At 59.7% G+C, this 19,326-nt stretch carries 12 protein-coding genes; all 12 read left to right on the forward strand.

Features of this window, described 5'->3' with window-relative positions:
- The first annotated feature begins 6 nt into the window (after positions 1–6).
- Positions 7–1,515 carry a hypothetical protein gene (locus ACP7B9_RS15165; RefSeq protein WP_425864717.1) on the forward strand — a complete coding sequence of 503 codons (1,509 nt, stop codon included), beginning with the start codon at positions 7–9 and terminating at the stop codon, positions 1,513–1,515.
- The gene (locus ACP7B9_RS15170) at positions 1,508–2,974 is read left to right on the forward strand and encodes an SCO6880 family protein (protein ID WP_425864719.1); all 1,467 of its coding nucleotides are present in this window, start codon (positions 1,508–1,510) and stop codon (positions 2,972–2,974) included. The genes ACP7B9_RS15165 and ACP7B9_RS15170 overlap by 8 nt, the downstream gene beginning before the upstream one ends.
- Positions 2,971–4,431: an ATP-binding protein gene (locus ACP7B9_RS15175; protein ID WP_425864720.1), complete on the forward strand. Its 1,461-nt coding sequence runs from the start codon at positions 2,971–2,973 to the stop codon at positions 4,429–4,431. Before ACP7B9_RS15170 ends, ACP7B9_RS15175 begins: the two co-directional genes overlap by 4 nt.
- The gene (locus ACP7B9_RS15180) at positions 4,431–6,251 is read left to right on the forward strand and encodes a type IV secretory system conjugative DNA transfer family protein (RefSeq protein WP_425864722.1); all 1,821 of its coding nucleotides are present in this window, start codon (positions 4,431–4,433) and stop codon (positions 6,249–6,251) included. Before ACP7B9_RS15175 ends, ACP7B9_RS15180 begins: the two co-directional genes overlap by 1 nt.
- A gap of 2 nt (positions 6,252–6,253) precedes the next feature.
- Positions 6,254–6,805: a hypothetical protein gene (locus ACP7B9_RS15185; protein WP_425864723.1), complete on the forward strand. Its 552-nt coding sequence runs from the start codon at positions 6,254–6,256 to the stop codon at positions 6,803–6,805.
- Between the two features lie 15 nt (positions 6,806–6,820).
- Positions 6,821–7,984 carry an ArdC-like ssDNA-binding domain-containing protein gene (locus tag ACP7B9_RS15190; RefSeq protein ID WP_425864725.1) on the forward strand — a complete coding sequence of 388 codons (1,164 nt, stop codon included), beginning with the start codon at positions 6,821–6,823 and terminating at the stop codon, positions 7,982–7,984.
- Between the two features lie 282 nt (positions 7,985–8,266).
- Positions 8,267–8,476, forward strand: coding sequence for a helix-turn-helix domain-containing protein (locus ACP7B9_RS15195; RefSeq protein WP_425864726.1), 210 nt, complete (start codon positions 8,267–8,269; stop codon positions 8,474–8,476).
- Between the two features lie 76 nt (positions 8,477–8,552).
- Complete coding sequence (locus ACP7B9_RS15200; protein WP_425864728.1) at positions 8,553–9,176, forward strand: DUF1819 family protein; 624 nt, start codon at positions 8,553–8,555, stop codon at positions 9,174–9,176.
- Positions 9,173–9,784: a DUF1788 domain-containing protein gene (locus ACP7B9_RS15205; RefSeq protein WP_425864730.1), complete on the forward strand. Its 612-nt coding sequence runs from the start codon at positions 9,173–9,175 to the stop codon at positions 9,782–9,784. The genes ACP7B9_RS15200 and ACP7B9_RS15205 overlap by 4 nt, the downstream gene beginning before the upstream one ends.
- A gap of 2 nt (positions 9,785–9,786) precedes the next feature.
- Entirely contained in the window at positions 9,787–13,299 is a 3,513-nt protein-coding gene (brxC, locus tag ACP7B9_RS15210; RefSeq protein ID WP_425864732.1) for a BREX system P-loop protein BrxC, read from the forward strand.
- 9 nt (positions 13,300–13,308) lie between these two features.
- The gene (gene pglX, locus ACP7B9_RS15215) at positions 13,309–16,827 is read left to right on the forward strand and encodes a BREX-1 system adenine-specific DNA-methyltransferase PglX (RefSeq protein ID WP_425864734.1); all 3,519 of its coding nucleotides are present in this window, start codon (positions 13,309–13,311) and stop codon (positions 16,825–16,827) included.
- A complete protein-coding gene (gene pglZ / locus ACP7B9_RS15220; protein WP_425864735.1) occupies positions 16,824–19,322 on the forward strand; it encodes a BREX-1 system phosphatase PglZ type A in 2,499 nt (832 codons plus the stop codon). Before pglX ends, pglZ begins: the two co-directional genes overlap by 4 nt.
- Positions 19,323–19,326 lie beyond the last annotated feature (4 nt).

Genomic DNA, 19,326 nt, shown 5'->3' on the forward strand with positions numbered 1-19,326 from the left:
CTACCGATGGTCAAATGCAATCTGGGTGGCTGGTGGCCGCCTGGCTGCGGCATCGTTTCCCAAGCCAACGATGACTTCGCCGCGTCCGTCACTGCCTACATTGCGGGCATTCTTGAGAGCATGGCGTCGTGGATGTGGTCGTTCATCTCAGGTGCCTTCGGTGTCTCAGACATTGACGCAGCGGAATGGGGCATTGTCAGTGGCCTAACCAATTGGTGGGTTGTCGTCATGATGACGCCATTAGTTGTGGTCATGATCGTCCAGCTCATCGCAGGTTTGGTCAGTCAACAGCCGCGGCGTATCGGGCGGGCACTCCTGGGAGGCGCACTTGCCATCCCGCTGGTCTTCCTCGCAACGAGCCTCATGGCAAAGCTCTCCAGCTTCACTGATTCGGCGTCCACGGCCTTGCTGGCCACTCTCGGAAATGATCCCTACGTCGTTTTCATGAGACTGTTCGGCTTCCAAAAAGCCGAAGCTGGTTCGGGACGCGAATGGGACGTCGTTTCGCTCGGCAGTGGAACAGCAAACGGCCCGACAGGAGCTGTGGTTGTTACAGCTATCGCCGTCCTAGTTGTGTGGATACTGTCGTTCATCCTCATGTGCTCGATGATCTTCCGATCCTTCGCCCTCATTGTCTTGGCAGCCGTGGCACCTGTCGCCCTCATGCTCTTGCCATGGGAGCGGACTAAGTCCTGGAGCAGAATATGGTGCGAAACGGTCATTGCGCTGCTGATTGCGAAGCCTCTTGCCGCCACCGTCTTGGCCGTCGCGGTGAAATTGTTCGCGGATTCGACGTCGTTCAGCGGACTTGCGTCTGGCGCCGTCGGAATGGTCTTGGCCTGCGCGGCACCACTGATGGCACTCAAGCTCGTCAGCTTTGCTGGCGGTGAAATTGCCGGAGCTGCGCAAATGGCGGGTGGCGGCCATGTTGCAAGCCGCGCTGGAAGCTTCACGAGCCGGCAGCTCGGTCGCCAGTTCGGCGGCAAACTGCACATGCCAGGCGTAGGTGGCAAAGGGCCGGCACCAGTGGCATCCAGTCACTCTGCAACGCCCTTACACCCCGCCGCCATGCACGCCGGCGCAAGCAAGGCGTGGATTGGAAACCCTGCACAGGCTGCGGGGCCGACCCCGTCGAGTCCCAAAGTACATGGGTCGGCTTCCAGAGGCTCACCGAGTCCAGATCCAGCAGCATCAACTGCTTGGCCCATGCCGTCTGGCCCGTCGGCCAAAGCAGGACGTGCAAGCGCGACCTCAACCGGCGCCCCACCAGCTCCGCAATCAGGCAGCCCGGAATCGACATCCTCGTCATCAGGCAGGGGACCAACCACGTCCCGCTACCCGGGCAAGATCCGCGGACCCCAAGCCAGCCCTTCAATGCATGGCCCGTCCACTCCGGCCGCACCACCCGTGAACCATCCACGTCCAACACCGCCAGTCAACCCCAGGCTCCCCGTTGACCCGTCCATGAACCTACCGAAGAGCCCACCCAGCAATGGAGATGGTCGTCATGACTGAAGACACCCGAATTTTGCAACCGGTCCGCTTCCCTCGCCACGAACGGCACGGTCTGTTCATGGGGCTGCAGTGGTACCAGCTTTCATTGGTCGCCTTGGGCATGCTGATCGCTGCACTCTCATCGGCTACAGGCGGGCCTCTTGTCTTCATACTGACAGCGCCAGTCTGGTTGGGACTGATGCTCTTTGGCGTCCTGCAGTACGCCCGAATCCCATATCCGGTGTGGGCTCTGACAGCGTCGGTGTTCTTCCTACGCTCGGTTTTGAACGAGACTCGCTATCTGGCGCGACCGGAGCAACCGCAAAAGGTCGGCACTATGGCCCTGCCGGGAGGCCTGGGCAGCCTCAAGCTATTCAAGACAACAAAGGGTGAAGGGTTCATTCTGGACCAGAGTGGCAACGAAGCCATGGTCTCGCTTCGTTGCACCACGACGTCGTTTGCCCTGATGGACAGTGACGATAAGGCGTACGCCGTTCAATCTTGGTCGCGGGTGCAAGCGGCCATGGCAAGTCGGCCGGCCGTCGCGCGCATTGCAATTCAGGACTACACGGTGCCATACCCCTCGAGCGCACTGCGGGCCTACTATGAGCGTGCCGTTCCGCCGGAGCGCATTGCAGACGCGCAGTGGGGTGACCTGTCCTATCTTGATTTGATCGCCGCCGCCGGTTCCTCCATGAGCCACGAGATCATCATGACGATCGTCCTGGATACGGCCAAGGCGCGCCGCCGGATCAAGGATGCCGGGGGAGCGATGGCTGGTCTGGAACATGTCCTGCGCTCCGAGGTTGAGGCTTTCAGCACGGGGCTTAAAACACACAGTGTGATCGTTACCGAATGGCTGTCGGACACCTCTATAACGGCTGTGGTCCGCGGGGCCTTTGACCCAGAAGCGGTGGCGAAGTGGGCGGCAACAACCGGAGACGGCAAAGGTAGCGCTCCAGTGTCGCCGGGGCCGATGGCCACTGACGAGCATTGGACGTACCTCCGAACTGACTCCGGCTTTCACCAAACGTTTTGGGTCGCGGAGTGGCCTCGCCAACAGGTCTATCCAGGGTTCCTGCAGCCGCTGATCTACGTGGGGGATTTCCGGCACACCATCTCCCAAGTCATCCGGACAGTGCCCACCGACCAGGCACTGCGGGATATCCGGTCGGCGCAGGAGGCCCATGACACTCGACGCCGAATCAACGCCCGGCTGGACCGACCCCTGACCCGCGAACAGCGGGCTGAGGAGGAGGAAGTCGCCCAGCGTGAAGATGAGATCGTCGCCGGTCATGGGGATGTCCGTCCCGCAGCCTATGTAACTATCACAGCCGAAACACTCGACGAGCTGTCTCGCTGCCGACAGGAACTTGAATCTGCCGCAGCCGGTTCTTTTGTGGAGCTGCGGTTAATGGCCGGGCAGCAGTGGCCGGCGTTCATTGCAGGGGCTTTGCCCTTGGGAAGGGGATTGAAATGAACAAGCATGTGGCAGCGGTCAGTATTGCTCCCGCTGGGGAGACTCATGGCCAGCGGCAAGCGCGACGTCGGGACGAGCGTTTCGTGGCAGCGGAACCAAAGTTGTCGTTGCGTGAGCTGCGGGTACAGCGAGCTGCTGAAACCGGCGCCAGCGGCTCGGCTGGGGATTGGGGAAAAAGGGCGGGGGCCACGCTCTGGGGCCCGCACCGGGCTCACCCGTCCCCGCACCGGGCCTCGACCCTGACCATGGCGGCAGCGTACCCGTTCCTCACCGAGTCTGGGCTCGGCCCGGAGGGTACCTACATCGGTACGGATCTGTTTGGTTCCGGCGCATTCTGCTACGACCCGTGGGTCATGTATGACAAAGGATTCATCAGTGGCCCGTCCATCGTTGTCATCGGCACCGTGGGCACTGGAAAGTCCATGTGCGGGAAGTCCCTGGTCACCCGCTCCATCACTCTCGGCCGCAAAGCAGCTGTAGCCTCGGATCCGAAAGGAGAATGGGTTCCGGTAGCCAGCGCCATCCCTGGCGGCAAGGTCATCTCGGTAGGGCCCGGACGGGCAACCAGGGTCAACCCGCTCGACGCCGGTCCCCGCTCCAGCGCACTGTCCGATGCACAGTGGCTGGCAGTGGTGCGGCAGCGACGCCGGCACCTGCTCGTGGCTTTGGTTTCGCTGATGCGTCCCGGTGTCCCGTTGAGTCCGGTGGAGCATACGGCGCTGGACATGGCGTTGACGGATGCCGTTGCCGCCAACAGCACGCCGACGCTGCCCATGGTGCTGGAATACTTGCTCAACCCCACCCCAGCGACGGCCGCACTCGTCGGACCCAACGGTGGGACCGGCGTCGGACATTCACTGCGGAGAACAGTCTCAGGGGATCTGGAAGGCATGTTTGATGCACCCTCAACCGTAGCTTTCGACGCCGATGCCCCGATTATGGTCATGGATACCTCGGCTCTGATTGGAGCCTCGGAACAAGCGCTGTCTCTGGCGGCTGCCTGCGGTGCGACGTGGCTTGAAGCTGCCGTCACGAATCCCGACGGGGCCAAGCGGATCGTGGTCTATGACGAAGGCTGGCGGATGCTCGCTGATCCCTACATGCTCGCAAAAATGAGTGAGCAATGGCGTTTGGCCCGTAGTTATGGCATTTCCAATCTGCTCATCATGCACAAGATTGCAGACCTCAATGAGATTGGCGACAGCACCAGCGGACTTCGACAGAAAGCTCTCGGCCTCCTCACCGAAGCTGACACCAGAGTTATCTACAGGCAAAAGCACGACGCAATGCGCCTGACCAAGGAAGCGCTGGGGCTGACCGAAGCCGAGTGCGAGCATGTTGAGAAGCTACCCAAGGGCGTCGGCTTATGGAAGGTCGGCAACCGGTCCTTCATCGTCGCGAACCAGGTCACGACTGACGAACTGGCCGTGTTCGGTACCGATGAGAGGATGCTCTGATGCCGCGGCGCCTCGACGACGGCAACCCGTTGGTCTCCACCGGGTTGATCGCTACGTCCATTTACATCGTCCTGAGCTTCCTCATCCAGGCTGCTGCCCACATCGCCTATTTATCGCAATGCGGGGCACCAGCCCCTTGGGACTTCAGCCCCGCCGTTCTCCCTGGACTCATCACCGGACGGATGCAGTGGATTCTGCCTTCGCAGGGAACCTGCATTATAGGCACAGGACAAATCTGGCTCATCATCGCACCTATCTTGATCGCCATGGTTCTGGCAGCGCTCGCAGGCATGGTCGGCTTACGCACGTGGCGGCAGTCCGGAGCCTGGCTACGGCAGGACATCCTGAGCCGCGACGGCGTCGCACGGCGGGCCGAAATCGCCCGCGAGTTCGGTGCCAAGGCTGCGCTGAAGCGAGGTCGATACACCCGCCCCGGAGCCAAAGATCCTAAAGTCGCGGAGGTCTCTTGGACTATCGGAAAGTCCCGTGGCGTCACCGTCCACGTCTCCACAGAAGAATCCCTCGTTATCCAAGGCGCACCCCGCTCTGGCAAAGGCCTGTATGTCATCATCAACGCCATCCTTGACGCACCCGGCGCCGTCGTCACCACCTCCACCCGCGCCGACAACCTCGTTGTCACCATGAAAGCCCGAGCCACCAACGGCCGCCCCGTCACCGTCTTCGACCCTCAAGGGATGTCCGGCCTACCCTCAACACTGCGCTGGTCACCTGTGCGCGGCTGCCAAGACCCTGATGTCGCTACCCGCCGCGCACTCGTCATTTCAGCCGACTCCGCCCTCAAAGGTGAAAACGCCGCGTGGCAAAAACGATCGCAGCTAGTGCTGCAGTGTTTGCTACATGCGGCGGCTCTTTCGGGCGACGGGGTGGTGGCCTTCCGTCGCTGGGCATCAAACCCCGTGCTTGCTAGGGAGGCATTGGCCGTACTAGGTGAGCCGGAGGCAGCGCTAGGTTGGCAGGCGGACTTGATGGGCATTATCGACGACGACCCACGCAACACCTCCAACTCCTGGATTGGTGTGACTGCCGCCGCAGCGCCCCTGTCCTCACCGAAGGTACTCGCCGCGCTGAACCCGAGAGTGAATGGCGAACAATTCGACCCCAAGGACTTCATCGAACAACGAGGCACCCTGTACTTGATCGGCACGAAGAGTGGCGCAGCTGCCGCTGGACCTTACCTGTCCGCACTGATTGACGACATTGATTATGCCGCCAGGGAGATGGCGTTTGTCTCGGCCGGCGGCAGGCTGGATCCACCGCTGTCACTGATCCTGGATGAGATCGCCAACCTCTCTCCCTGGCCAGGCCTGCCGGTGGCGCTCTCTGATGGAGGCGGCATCGGCATCTCCACACTTGTGGTTCTGCAGTCACTCTCTCAGGCTCGCTCCGGATGGTCGATGGATGAGGCAGCCACTATTTGGGATGCGGCGATTATCAAGGTCATCTTTGGCGGTGGTTCCGACGAACGCGATCTCCGCGCACTCGCGGGACTGATTGGGGAGCGGACGTTGACGTTCAACACCCGTTCATGGTCGTCGCAAGGCCGCCAGGACGGAGAGCAAATCAGGGAGTCTCCGGTGATCCCACTGCATGAAATTCGGCGTCTACCTGCCGGGACAGCCATCATGCTCGGTCGCCGCAGCCGCCCCATCCTGCTGGACCTGCGCGAATGGCACAAACGCAAGGACGCAGCTCAGTTGGGCCGTTCCAAGGAGCAAACAGAGCTCGAATTGCTCACCGGCCACCTCAAACGGCAACACGAACAACAAACGCCCATCCCCGTACAAGAACAGGAGCCCTAGCCATGGACGAAGACGAATCCTTTGAATACGACGTCGAGAACGGTGCCGAAGACAATTTCGCGGCGCTGCTCTTCGGCTCAACGCGCGGCCTGCGTTCCAAAAGAATACCCATGACGTATCGGTGGCGGGACATGGACCCGCGAACCGCGGAGACCGTGTGGAACCACCTCGGCAGTTGGGTCCGCTGGCTCGTGGAGACCTACCATCTGACAACGTCTGTGATTCCCGACTGCTGGTGGCGGCACTCGGACATCGTGGCTGAGCTGTATGCGCTGCAGCGGGCGGAGCAGGCTTCCTACACCGAGGACGACGGCGGTTTCGGCCCCTTGGGATTTCACGAACGCATGGAACACAGCGTCTCCCGATTGCGAGATCTAACTAGGGCGGCCGGCTGCGTCAGTCTGCAGCAACACCGCGAGCCGCCTGTGCGTCGGTTGCCTGCCGACGGTCCCGCTATGACGGGCTTGCCCCTTACTGGCGTGGACAGGGCAAATCAGCCTGATTCGGGAACACCTGGCATTCCGGATTCAGGCACCACCGATTCTGGGCAGTAACGGAGGAATGGAACCATGCAGGTTGCGCCAGAACCAACGCCACCAAGGCTGGTATCCGTCGACACAAACGGGGGAGTGCCACCAGCGACCCACCTGGGCCCCGAGCAGCGCGTTGCAGAGCTGACTGAAGGGCTCTACGCGCTGCTCGCGGACGCTGTTGACCACCCCCAGCAATGGCACCGCCTCCTCGACGCTTCGGCGACCATGTGGCGGTACTCGGGAGGTAATGTCGCACTTTTGATGATGCAAATGGCCCAACGAGGTCCAGAGAAGCCGAGCTTGGTTGCGGGGTACAAGGATTGGGAACGGCACAATCGCTACATACTCAAGGGTGAACGTGCCTTGTATGTGATTGCGCCAAGAACGGCCCGAATCACATCTGCGGATGAGCAAGCCAGAACATCAGACGCACGGGAACCAGTCCTTGCGGAGCCGGGCGACGGCATAAGTAGATCTCGCATCGTCGGATGGCGTGGACAGGCAGTGTTCGATGTGTCGCAGACCGAGGGTGAGCCGTTGCTTGTACCTGTTGCCGGTCAGCCAGATGTGCCGCTCCGAGCAGATTCATGCACGCAGCTGTGGGAGTCTCTCACGGAAGTGGCGCGGAACGCGCGCTACAACATCGTAATCTCGGAGATGCAGGCAGGACTGGCGGACGGCTACACCGACCACGGACGCCGCCTTATCAACGTTGGATCCTGGCTGGATGCTGAGGATCGAGTTGCAACGCTCGCGCACGAACTTGCCCACGCCTCATTGCACGTTCCAGGTGACGCCATCGGAGCCCTCTATGGCAGCAGCGCCGAACACCGGGGGCTTGCTGAGATCGAGGCGGAATCAGTCGCGTATGTCGTCTTGCAGGCTCGCGGCATTGACCGGGGCCAACAGTCCGCGGCATACCTCACAGGTTGGGCCGACGCTGTACTGGAGGCTGAGGCAGATTCGATACTCCGCTGCACCCGCTACAGGAAGCCCATGTCCCCAATTGATATCGCCAAGTCTGTTTTGGGCCGGGTAACCTCTGTGTCCAAAACGATCCTGGAAATGACAAACCCGGCAGGATTCGGAGGAAGACTGGGAGCTGCTGATCCGACTCTCTCTCTGCTAGCCACTCACAAACATCATCTGTCGCAACGCCTAGAAGCCGGTATCTCACAACAAAATCCTCTTACCCGTTGAGGTCATTCCGTACGCGGTGGTCTGCATGTAATCCCACGTTCCTCAGGGCCACAGGGACCATCGCGTTAAAATTCGTGCGACCATCCCATAGTTATGCCGGCACTCTCAACCTGCGATGCGCTAGGACTACCTAGAAAATAACGGCTCATTGCAGATCCGCGGCAACCCACCCGTCAAATCGGGAGGCCATTAGTGGCTCAGTTTCGGATAAACAGGGTCTATTCCGGTAATATCGGGACCGTTGGCCCAAAATCGGGGTCTATGACTCAAGGGAGGTCCGAAGTGACCGAGGCATGGCTATCTGCTGATGACATTTCCGTTCATCTCGGCGTCACAAAGGACACCGTCTACACCTGGATCTCCGAGAAGGACATGCCCGCCCACAAGGTTGGCCGATTGTGGAAGTTCCAGGCCAGCGAGGTTGACGACTGGGTTCGAGGTGGCGGTGCGGCAGTGGGCCGTGACGCGGTCGACCGAGCTACGCCCCATTGAAATGGCTTCCGGCCTCAATGTCGGAAGCTCCGCATATTCTGATTGACGATCTAAACCCGGATGGAGGTACCCGTTGGTGATAATTACAGACACGCAAGATCGCTATGCATTGTCGTTTACCACCGGGGGCCTCTTGTCGCGTGAAGCTGATGTGGTTGCCTCCGCGTATTTGCGTGAGCGTGACTGGGGGACTGTACGTCGTGTCGTGACGGAGAGAAATCTGCTTCAAGCGCGCACGGAATCGTCAAGTTTGCGCGTGACGCGTGAGACGATTCAGCGGCTCAGTGTCTTTGAAGACGGTGAGTTGGAATTCCTCGCTGTGTCGAGTCTTACCGAGCGCTGTCATCTGATGTGGGTGGCAGCGTGCCGCCGATACGGGTTGATCGGAGCCTTCGCCGAGGAGGTCCTCCGTGAACGGTACCTTCTGCTCACCCCAACGCTCGGCGTCGATGATTTCGATCGGTTCATAACGGGGAAGACTCTATGGCACCCGGAGCTTGATGAACTGAAGGCGTCTACTCGTACCAAGCTGCGTCAGAATGTATTCCGTATGCTCCACGAAGCTGGATTGAGTAGTCCCGACGGGGAGATCATTCCGGCCGTACTCTCCGAGCGAGTTCACGAGATGTTTGCTGTTCGTACTCCGAGTGATATTCGATTCCTCCCGACCCACCTACCGGCCGATGTGAGCCCACGATGACTACCAAAGCCCAGCGAAATCTTCAGCTAGAGGAAGCCCACGTCTATGAGGTACTGCGTAGCCGGCGGTTCCTTAAGATGGAAGGCCTTTCCAAAGAAGTGCCGTTCTTCATCTACCACTATCCGCCGACGTGGGCATATGACGTGGATGCCGCCCGTGACCGAGTGATTACTAAGCTCCGCAGCGATGATGGCCTCAGTGTCGTCGACATCAACCTGTATGACCTTGCTATCAAGCTTTTAGTCGACCGTGGCGTATGGCAGCGAATCCTAGACCTTGAGCCAACGCAGGATAAGTACGAGTTCCGCGAGACCCTTCAAGGGATGCTCGACCCGCATGATCATCTCGCGCCCGCGATCCGTGAGCAGCTGGCCGAGAACCCCAGTGACATGGTCTTCCTCACCGGCATCGGCGAGGTCTTTCCCTTCATTCGCACCCACACTGTGTTGGAGAACCTCCAAAGCGTCGTGGTCGGCAGACCGATGCTCGCGTGGTTCCCGGGAACGTACGAGTTTACCCAGGCAGGCGGTCACCAGCTGCGTGCGCTGAACCTCAGCGCCAGCGACAGCTACTACCGCGCCAAGGACATTTTGGAACAGGAAGCATGACGATGACCAAGACCAACGAGATCTTCGCTAAGAACATCCAGCGCCCGATCGAGGGTGTCATCAAGGCAGATGACACATCCCAGCTTGGCGTCGAGGTGGAGGAGTACGTCCTCACCAATGAGGCAGCTAAGGGCGTTGAACAGATGCTCGAGGCGTACACGAACTACACCAACGCCAACGGTGTGTGGATTTCGGGTTTCTTCGGCTCTGGTAAGTCCCACCTGCTCAAGATGCTCGCCCACCTGCTGGGGGACATCGACGGTCATGACTACCCGCGCGGTCAGGTGTCCGAGCATTTCCGCGCAAAGGCCGACGACGCGTTCCTCCCGGCGCTGATCGCCAAGTCCGACAGCATTGCGGCCAAGAGCCTGCTGTTCAATATCGATCAGAAAGCCACCCTGATCAGCAAAGATCAAAACGACGCGCTGTTGAAGGTCTTCGTCAAGATCTTCAACGAGTCCCGCGGATACTACGGAAACCAGGGGCACATCGCTCGTTTCGAGCGAGACCTCGATGGTCGCGGGCAGTACGGCGCGTTCAAGGATGCATTCGCGCGCATCTCGGGCATCGCCTGGTCTCAGGGTCGAGAGCAGAGCGCTCTGGAAGCGGGAAATATCGACAAAGCGTTTGCTGAAGTCAACGGAAGCGCAAGCCCCGGAATCATCCGTCAGTACAGCATGTCGTACTCGGTGTCGATCGAGGATTTCGCTGATGAGGTTGCGGGTTGGCTGGAGCAACAGCCCGACGGGTTCCGCCTCAATTTCTTCGTCGACGAAGTCGGCCAGTTCATCGGCACCAACACCCAACTGATGCTGAACCTGCAGACCATCGCCGAGTCTCTAGCCACGAAGTGCAAGGGCCGCGCCTGGATCTTCGTGACCTCACAGGAAGACATGGAAAAGGTCGGAGGCGATCGCACCAAGAGCCAGGCGAATGACTTCTCCAAGATTCAGGCCCGCTTCACAAACCGTCTCAAGCTCACCAGCCAGGATGTTGAGGAAGTCATCCGCAAGCGTCTCCTCGCCAAGAACGATGCAGGCGCGGCCCATGTTGCCGAGATCTACGCGGCAGAGCACGCTAACTTCAAGACTCTGTTCGATTTCGTAGATGGCGGCCGCTATCCGAACTACCGCGATGAAGAGCACTTTGTTGGCGCGTACCCATTCGTGAGCTACCAGTTCCCTCTGTTCCAGGCAGCGATCGAGGGAATTTCGGATCACAACATCTTCGAAGGCCGTAACAGCTCAGTTGGCGAGCGGTCTATGCTTGGCGTCGTGCAGGAGGTCGCGAGTGCGCTTGCCGACAAGCCATTGGGGCAACTCGCCTCGTTTGATCAGATGTTCGCGGGCATCCGGGCATCGCTGAAGTCAGCAAACCAACGCGCGATCTTGAACGCCGAAAGCAGCGGCAAACTTAGCGAGCTGGCAATTCGGCTACTCAAGGCGCTCTTCCTGGTCAAGTATGTTGACGGTTTTAAGGCGTCGCCTCGCAACCTCACCGTGCTGGTCTACGACCGTTTCGGGGCCGATTTGACGGCGCTTTCGAAGGACGTGATCGAGGCTCTCGCGGCCCTGGAGGTTCAGACCTACATTCAGCGCAACGGTGATGTGTATGACTACCTCACCAATGAAGAGCAGAAGATCGAGCAGGAGATCAAGAACGTCGACATCGACTCTTCCGAGGTGTCAAAGAAACTTTCGGATCTACTCACCCAGTCCGTCGTGAAAATGACGAAGGTTGTCTATTCGAAGAACGGTCAGAACTTCCCGATCGGTTACAAGCTCGATGGCCAGTCGATGAGCAAGCAGTACGAGCTGGCATTGCACTTCACGAGTCCCGATACGGAGTTCAGCCTGGAGCAGATTAAGGCGCACAGCGCCGGGCTCGACGAGCTGCGGGTCGTGCTTCCGGGTGACAGCGAGCGGATCCTCGCAGACCTGCGTCTCCAGCTGAAGACCGAGAAATACATTAAGCGTGCCCACGGCAGCAGTCGCACCGCTATCGAGCAGACTATTCTGCAGGCCAAGGGCACCCAGAACGCCGAGCGTGAGAAGGAGATTGTCGAACGCCTCCGCGCCGCCGTCGGACGCGCGACCCTTGTTCATAACGCAGGGGTCCTCGACGTGTCAGCAACCGAGCCGGTGGGCCGGATCAGCGACGGGTTCCAGCGGGTGATCGCCGCCACGTACACGAACCTTGCCCTGTTGGGCAGCAAGACGTTTGGCGAGCAACAACTCTCAACCCTGGTCAATCCGCCCGACGGCGGGCTCATCGACGATGTGGCGAACCTGCTGACGGTGCCCGGCGACGATGTGCTCGGCCACTTGGAGATGCGCGGTAAGCGCCATGAGCAGGTCACGATGAAGCACCTTCTTGAGAAGTACACGATCAAGCCCTACGGCTGGGACCAGTGGTCGGTCGCAGCAGCCGTTGCCTACCTCGCGGGTGGTTCTAGAATTGAGATCACGCTCAACGGCAAGCTACTCAAGCGCACCGAGATAACGGGAGCGCTGCGCAATACGCAGAGCTACCCGAACATGGTCATCGCGCCACAGCGGGTGTTTGACCAGAAGACTGTCACCGCGTTCCGCAAGTTTGTCGTCGAGTTCACCGACGAAGGGGCGATTCCGAAGGACCCGCTGGAGCTTGCTCGCACTGGCAAGGAACTCCTCGACAAGAAGCTCGTCGAACTCCAGGGGCTCACCACGGGGTCGCGATATCCCTTCATCGACCAACTCGACGAACCGGTTGCGTTGCTCACCGATCTGTGCGATCACGCTGCCGAATGGTTCATCTCCGAGTTCCCTGGGGCGGACGAGCTACTCGATGCCAAGGACAGCGTGATTGATCCGATCAAGCAGTTCCTCAACGGCGCCCAGCGAGGAATCTACGACAACGCCACGGCGTTCATGCAGGCTAACCAGTCGAACATCGGCTACCTAGTCGTAGGGGCGACGGATCCTGTTGCACTGCTGCTCGAAGATCCCAAGGTCTTCCGTGGCGCCAGGATCAGTCAACTCGGCACAGCGGTCTCTGCGCTCGAAGGGCAGATCGCCGCCATCTTGGACGCCCAGCGAGCAGAAGCTACAGCGGAGATCAACGCGCGCTGGGAACAGGTTCCCGCCAGCAAAGCGTTCTTGGACGCATCCGCCGCTGCGCAGCGATCGGTCACAAGTAAGGCGCAGGGCGTACTTACCCGAGTACAGCGTGAAGCACAGATTGGGGTCATCCGGAATGTTGCAGCCTTGTTCGCTGATTTGATCTATCCAGAGATCCTAGACGAACTCGTCGACGCAGCACCATCGCAGGAACTGCCAGGAACACCGTTCGCGGGCGGGGGTAATCACCCCGCACCGGTGTCAGCCCAATCGAAACAGACCATCGCAATCAAACGTCTTGCACTTCCGGGAGCCGGAAAGGTGCTGGAGAACGTGGACGACGTCGATCGCTATCTCGATCAGCTCCGCGAGAAATTGCTGGCCACAATCAACGACAACAAGCGCATCGCACTCTAGGAGAGATATATGGACACCAAACCCTTAGAGCGCTTCGCCACCTGGGCCCGCCGCGAACTCATCAACGCCGTAGATGCCCAAGCAACCGCCGTCCTCGCAATCGGATCTGTCGCACGCAGCGAACGAGCCGAAGTCATCAAGAAACTCGAAAAGGAGATCGCAAGTCACGGCCGCCAGCAGGTCGTCGACAAAGTCGCTTACATCTGGTTCAACCGCATCATTGCACTGCGCTTCATGGATGCCCGCGGCTATACCGACGCCGCAGTCGTCTCACCCGCTCAAGGGCAGGCACACGGGCAGCCTGAGATTCTCTCCGACGCCAAGCGCGGCAACCTTGACACCGACGTCGTGACGAAAAGGCGCACGGCCAACGCTATCATCGGCCTCCTCGACGGCACACGTCGTAGCACCGACGCCGAGGGTGAGGCCTACGCCCTGCTCCTCACTGAATACTGCCGCTACTGGCACAAGTCGATGCCGTTCATGTTCGAACGTGAGGGCGACTACACCGAGCTGCTTGTGCCCGCGAACCTGCTCGCCGACGGCGCGATCCTTGCTCGAGCCCGCGAGGTGCTCAAGGAAGACGTCTGCGATGACGTCGAAGTGATCGGCTGGCTCTACCAGTTCTACATCTCCGAGCGGAAGGATGAAGTTTTTGCCGGGTTCAAGAAGAACAAGAAGGCCGGATCCGACGAGATCCCCGCCGCCACACAGCTCTTCACCCCGCACTGGATCGTCCGCTATCTCGTCGAAAACTCTCTCGGCCGCCTATGGATGCTCAACCGTCCGGCATCAAGTCTCATTGACAAGATGCACTACTACATCGCCCCTGTTGACGAAGGGACTGAATTTCTGAAGATCAACGGGCCTGAAGAACTGACCCTGATCGACCCCGCCTGCGGATCGGGTCACATGCTCACCTACGCCTTCGACCTGCTCTCTGCGATCTATGCAGAAGAGGGCTACGGGCCCTCCGAGATCCCGACCCTGATCCTCACCCATAACCTCCATGGCGCCGAGATCGACCCCCGCGCCCGAGCACTAGCCGCCTTTGCATTGACCATGAAGGCCCGGGCCCAGGATCGCCGCTTCTTCAGCAAGGAAGTCGAACCGAAGATCTGCATGATCGAGCCGATCTCGTTCGAGCCTGATGAGCTGGACATCCTTGCGACCAGTGGTGGGGATCGCGACACGGAGGAGGCCTTCTGGAACCAGTTCCGGGACGCCGACACGCTGGGTTCGCTGATCCAGCCTGACGCTTCTGCAACGAAGCAGTCAGCCGCGGTCTTGACCGGATTACAGGACCATGAGGAAACGCTCTACGCCGACATGCTGGCGCGGGCACGAAACGTCATAGCGCAGGCTGCGGCTCTGAGCCGCAGATACTCTGTCGTCACTGCAAACCCGCCGTACATGGGCAGCAAAAACATGGACGCGCGACTTATACGGTTCGCCAAGGATTTGTACCCGACGACCAAACTCGACCTCATGACAATGTTCATGGAGCGCGCAAGCACGCTCACGGTATCGGGAGGCTATTGGGCGATCATCAATTTGCCAGCCTGGCTGGCGGCAACGAGCTACACGAAACTCCGAACTTGGCTGCTGTCCGACCAGACAATCGACTCACTCGTCCAGTTTGGCCGAGGTGTGTTCGGGTCCGACTTTGGCTCAGTCGGCTTCGTGGTTCGCAACGCCCGCCCGTCAGGCGAAGAGCGCGGCACGTATCGCAAGCTCTTCGATAATCACGTGGATGTCCGCTCTGTTGAAACGATTGAGTCTCTCTTTCTTGATCGTGGCTACTCTAGGTACGAGAGGCGCCAGTCGGACCTTCGCGGCCTTCCAGGGGCGCCCATTGCCTTCTGGCTCTCCGATGCAATGCTTATGGCCTTTTCTCGCGGTTCATCGCTCGCGGAGTTCGTGCCGACGCGCGAAGGGCTGACAACAGGAGACAATGACAGGTTTCTGCGCAGGTGGTACGAAGTTGGCTCATCAGCGGCAGGTGGATGGGCGACGGACTCGGTCGCGACAGACCGTCGTTGGTTTCCCTATCTCAAGGGTGGAGAATACCGGCTTTGGTGGGGCAACCACGAGTATGTGGTCGACTGGGAGCACGACGGTGCAAGGCAACGTCAGAATGTCGATCCTGCAACAGGCCGTGTGCGGAGCCACAACTACAATGGTGAGTTTGCGTTCTTACCAGGGTTTACTTGGACTGGTTTGAGTAGTGGCGGCTTCTCCGGTCGACTAGTACCGGAGGGGTTCATGTTCGATGCTAAGGCGCCAATGGCGTATGCGGCGGGACGTGCACAGATTGAGGCGCTGCTCTCGATCCTTAACTCGTCGACGGGTGCTGAGTTCCTCAAAGTCCTTGCACCTGCCCTCGACTTCAAACTTGGCACCGTGATGTCGACTCCCGCTCCGGGCCGTACCTCCGAATCTTTATTGTTGGATGGCCCCCGAATAGCGGAGCTTGTGTCTGTGTCGCGCAAGGATTGGGACGATTTTGAGACGTCCTGGGGGTTTGGCGCGCCGTCGTGGTTGGTGTCCAGCGGGGCAGGCGCGTCGGTGAAGCTCACCGAGCTATTGCCGAGATGGTCTGCCCGTCGGGCCAGCGTTGCGAGGGAGCAGGCTGAACGCGAGGTCGAGAACAATCGGATTGTCGCGGAGTCCTACGGGCTCTCTGAAGAAGTCGCGGTTGACCTGCCATTGCATCGGGTGTCTCTGACTCGCAATGTTGAGTTCCGGTACGGCCGCGGCAAGACTGCATTTGAGTATGCGGCGCTGGAGCGCGCCGATGTCGCGTCCGAACTTGTTTCATACGCCGTGGGTTGTATGTTTGGCCGCTACAGCCTTGATGAGCCCGGCCTGATCCTCGCAGATCAAGGCGAGACGCTTCAGGACTACCTCGCGAAGGTGTCGTTGCCTACATTCGTGCCGGACGCCGACAACGTGATCCCATTCGTCGACGACGGCTGGTTTGAAGACGACATCGTGGAGTGCTTCCGCCAGTTCCTCAGGGCAGCGTTCGGTGCCGAGCACTTCGAGGAGAATCTGCGCTTCGTCGAGGATTCTCTCGGTGTGAAGATGCTGCGTGACTACTTCATCACGAGGGCTGGCCGGTCGAAGTTCTACGACGACCACGTGCAGCGCTATAAGAAACGCCCAATCTACTGGATGTTCTCTAGCCCGAGAGGGTCTTTCAACGCGCTGATCTACATGCACCGTTACACACCCTCGACGGTGTCGACGGTGCTGAACGAGTACCTGCGGGAGTATCGCGCCAAGTTGGAGGTTGCGCTTGCCAACGCTGAACGGGCTGCAGTGGGCAGTGCGTCGGCGAAGGAACAGAAGGAAGTTGACCGGCTTCGCAAAGTGCTCGTTGAGTTGGCGGAGTACGAGCACGACGTGCTCTATCCGCTGGCTACGCAGCAGATCGTGATCGACCTTGACGACGGCGTGAAGGCGAACTACCCGAAGTTCTACCCTGCGCTGAAGAATATTGCTGGGCTGGAGGGTACAGAGTGATCAAAGTACTTTCGATTAAGGAACACATTGCCGCGCGGTTCGATCGGCACAGGCTGGTGATCTGGCGCGACCCGGACGGCAGCTACGCCGATGACCTCGACGCTCAGACTCCGCACGCTGTGACAGCGTTGCGCATCTCGAACGACGAGTTTGCGATTAAGTACCGGGTGCTGCAGGAAGAGCCTTCAGCGAAGTTCTTGCTCTATCGCTCTGGTGCCGTGCCCGAGGGGGTAGACAACTGGTTGCTCGACTTGGAGTTGGCATACGGCGTTTTCAGCGCCGACCGGGGTGCGTTGATGCGGGCAGATCTCGGTATCACCGCGCCCGGTGCTGACGAGCTGATCGCTGCTCACAAGACGTTCTTCGGTAATGCCAAATCGGTAGGCAGGCTCAAAGCCCTGCTCCGCGACGGAGAAGACCTTGTCACAGTGCAGGCCAAAATGTGCGCCGTCGTGCTCGGGCAGAGGGAACACAGTTTCTCGGAACTCACCCGCACGTTGCTGATCCAGCACGCAAGCGACGAGCATTCAGGCTACGACGCGCTCGTCGAGCAGAGCCTCGCGAACTTCCATTGGGGTGGGGCGGTGAAGATCTACGGCTTCGAATCTGATTCGCCGAGCATGGCCGGCTTTGTCCTCTGGATGTTCAAGCACGCTAAGATTGGCTTTGCCGCGTCGACGTCGACCGCGGCACGCAACCTAGAGATTGACTTCCGCAGTTTTCGCGACAACCGACAGAGCACCCACGCGTTGAAGACGCTTGCCAAGCAGGCTGAGAGGGACCTTGACTACGCCGACGAATTATCCTCGGCGTCGCTGAGTGATCTTGTCGCCACGGACACCTTCGATGCGGGCGAGAAGGAGATCATCCGTCGGCTGATCGACGGTGTCTCTGCCCAGACAATGCCAGCTCGCGACATCACTGAGACGATCCGGACTCGGCGCCGAGACAGCGTGTGGTTCGAAGATTACGCAAGACTGTATGCCGCGCTCGGTGCTGCGGCGGAGCTGATCCCGGCGATCAGATCCGCGCGGCTCGATGTGTCCAGCTTCGATGAGGGCATCATTAGATACCGCGATGACCTTTATCGGATTGATCAGCTGTACCGCCAGTACACATACGCGGCGCAGACGGCGGAGTTCAAGCAGCCGCTCGAGGTGCTGACCGAGCGGGTTGAGAACGCGTACGTTACCGATTTTTTGTTCAAGCTAGGCACGAGTTGGCAGAGTCAGGTAGATGTGGTGGAGCGGTGGAGGACGCCCTCGGTTACGTCGCAAAGTTCGTTCTACAGCCAATACGTTGCGCCGATCGTGCGCGGTGGCCGGAAAAAGGCAGTCGTGGTGGTCTCGGATGCCATGCGATACGAGGTCGCCCACGAGCTGCACTCACGCATTCGTGGTGAGAACAAGTTCGAAGCTGAGATCGAGGCGATGATCGGGGTGCTCCCGAGCTATACCCAGCTTGGGATGGCATCGCTGTTACCGCATAAGACGCTTGCGCACTCGGAAAACGGTGACCCTGTACTGGTGGATGGGCAGCGCTCGGATGGCACGAGCAATCGGAGCAAGATCCTCGCCGCCGTTGATGGGGTCGCCATCCAGGCCAAGGACTTCTTGAAGATGAAGCCCGCTGAACGGCGTGACCTCTACGGGGCCAACCAGGTGCTCTACGTTTACCACGACACCATCGATGCGACCGGTGACAAGGCGGTCTCCGAGCACCGTACGTTCAAGGCTGCCGCCGATGCGATTGAGGAACTCGTCGGGATCGTGAAAGCGCTCGCCAGCGCGAACGCGACGAATATCTTCGTTACGGCCGACCATGGGTTCCTCTACCAAGAGAGCAAACTGGCACCGCAATTCAACCTCACAGTCAAGCCACAGGGCGACGCAATCTTGGTCGAGAACCGACGCTATGTGCTTGGGCGTGGACTTAAGTATGACCCGGCGTTCCGAAAGTTCTTGCCAGAGCAGATCGGACTCGCAAGTGATCTTGAAGTCCAGATCCCGAATTCGATCTGCCGGATCATCAAGCCTGGCGCTGGGTTCCAGTTCGTACACGGCGGTGCCTCATTGCAGGAAATCGTGATCCCGGTGATCACGATTAACAAGGGTCGCTCCGACACGGTCGAGCCGGTCAATGTGGACATCCACCCAGAGGCCGACAAGATCACGACCGGGCAGGTCGTGGTGAAGCTATACCAATCGATGCCGGTTGCAGATCAGCGCACTGCCCGGAAGCTGCGGGCAGGCCTTTACTTTGGAGACATGCTGATCTCGAACCAGCCGGAGCTGCTCTTCGATACCGAGAGCGCGGAGGGGCGCGACCGGTTCCAGAACGTGCGGCTGCTGCTGAGCAAAGATGCCGAAACGGCCAACAACCAGACTGTGGAGTTCCGTTTGGAGCAGCCAATCTCCGATACGGGGGCCTGGAAGAAGTACAAGAGCGCGCCCTACACGATCAAGCGCTCCTTCACCTCTGACTTCGACTTCTAAGGAC

This window comes from Arthrobacter sp. TWP1-1 (assembly GCF_049897845.1).
Classification (GTDB): domain Bacteria; phylum Actinomycetota; class Actinomycetes; order Actinomycetales; family Micrococcaceae; genus Specibacter.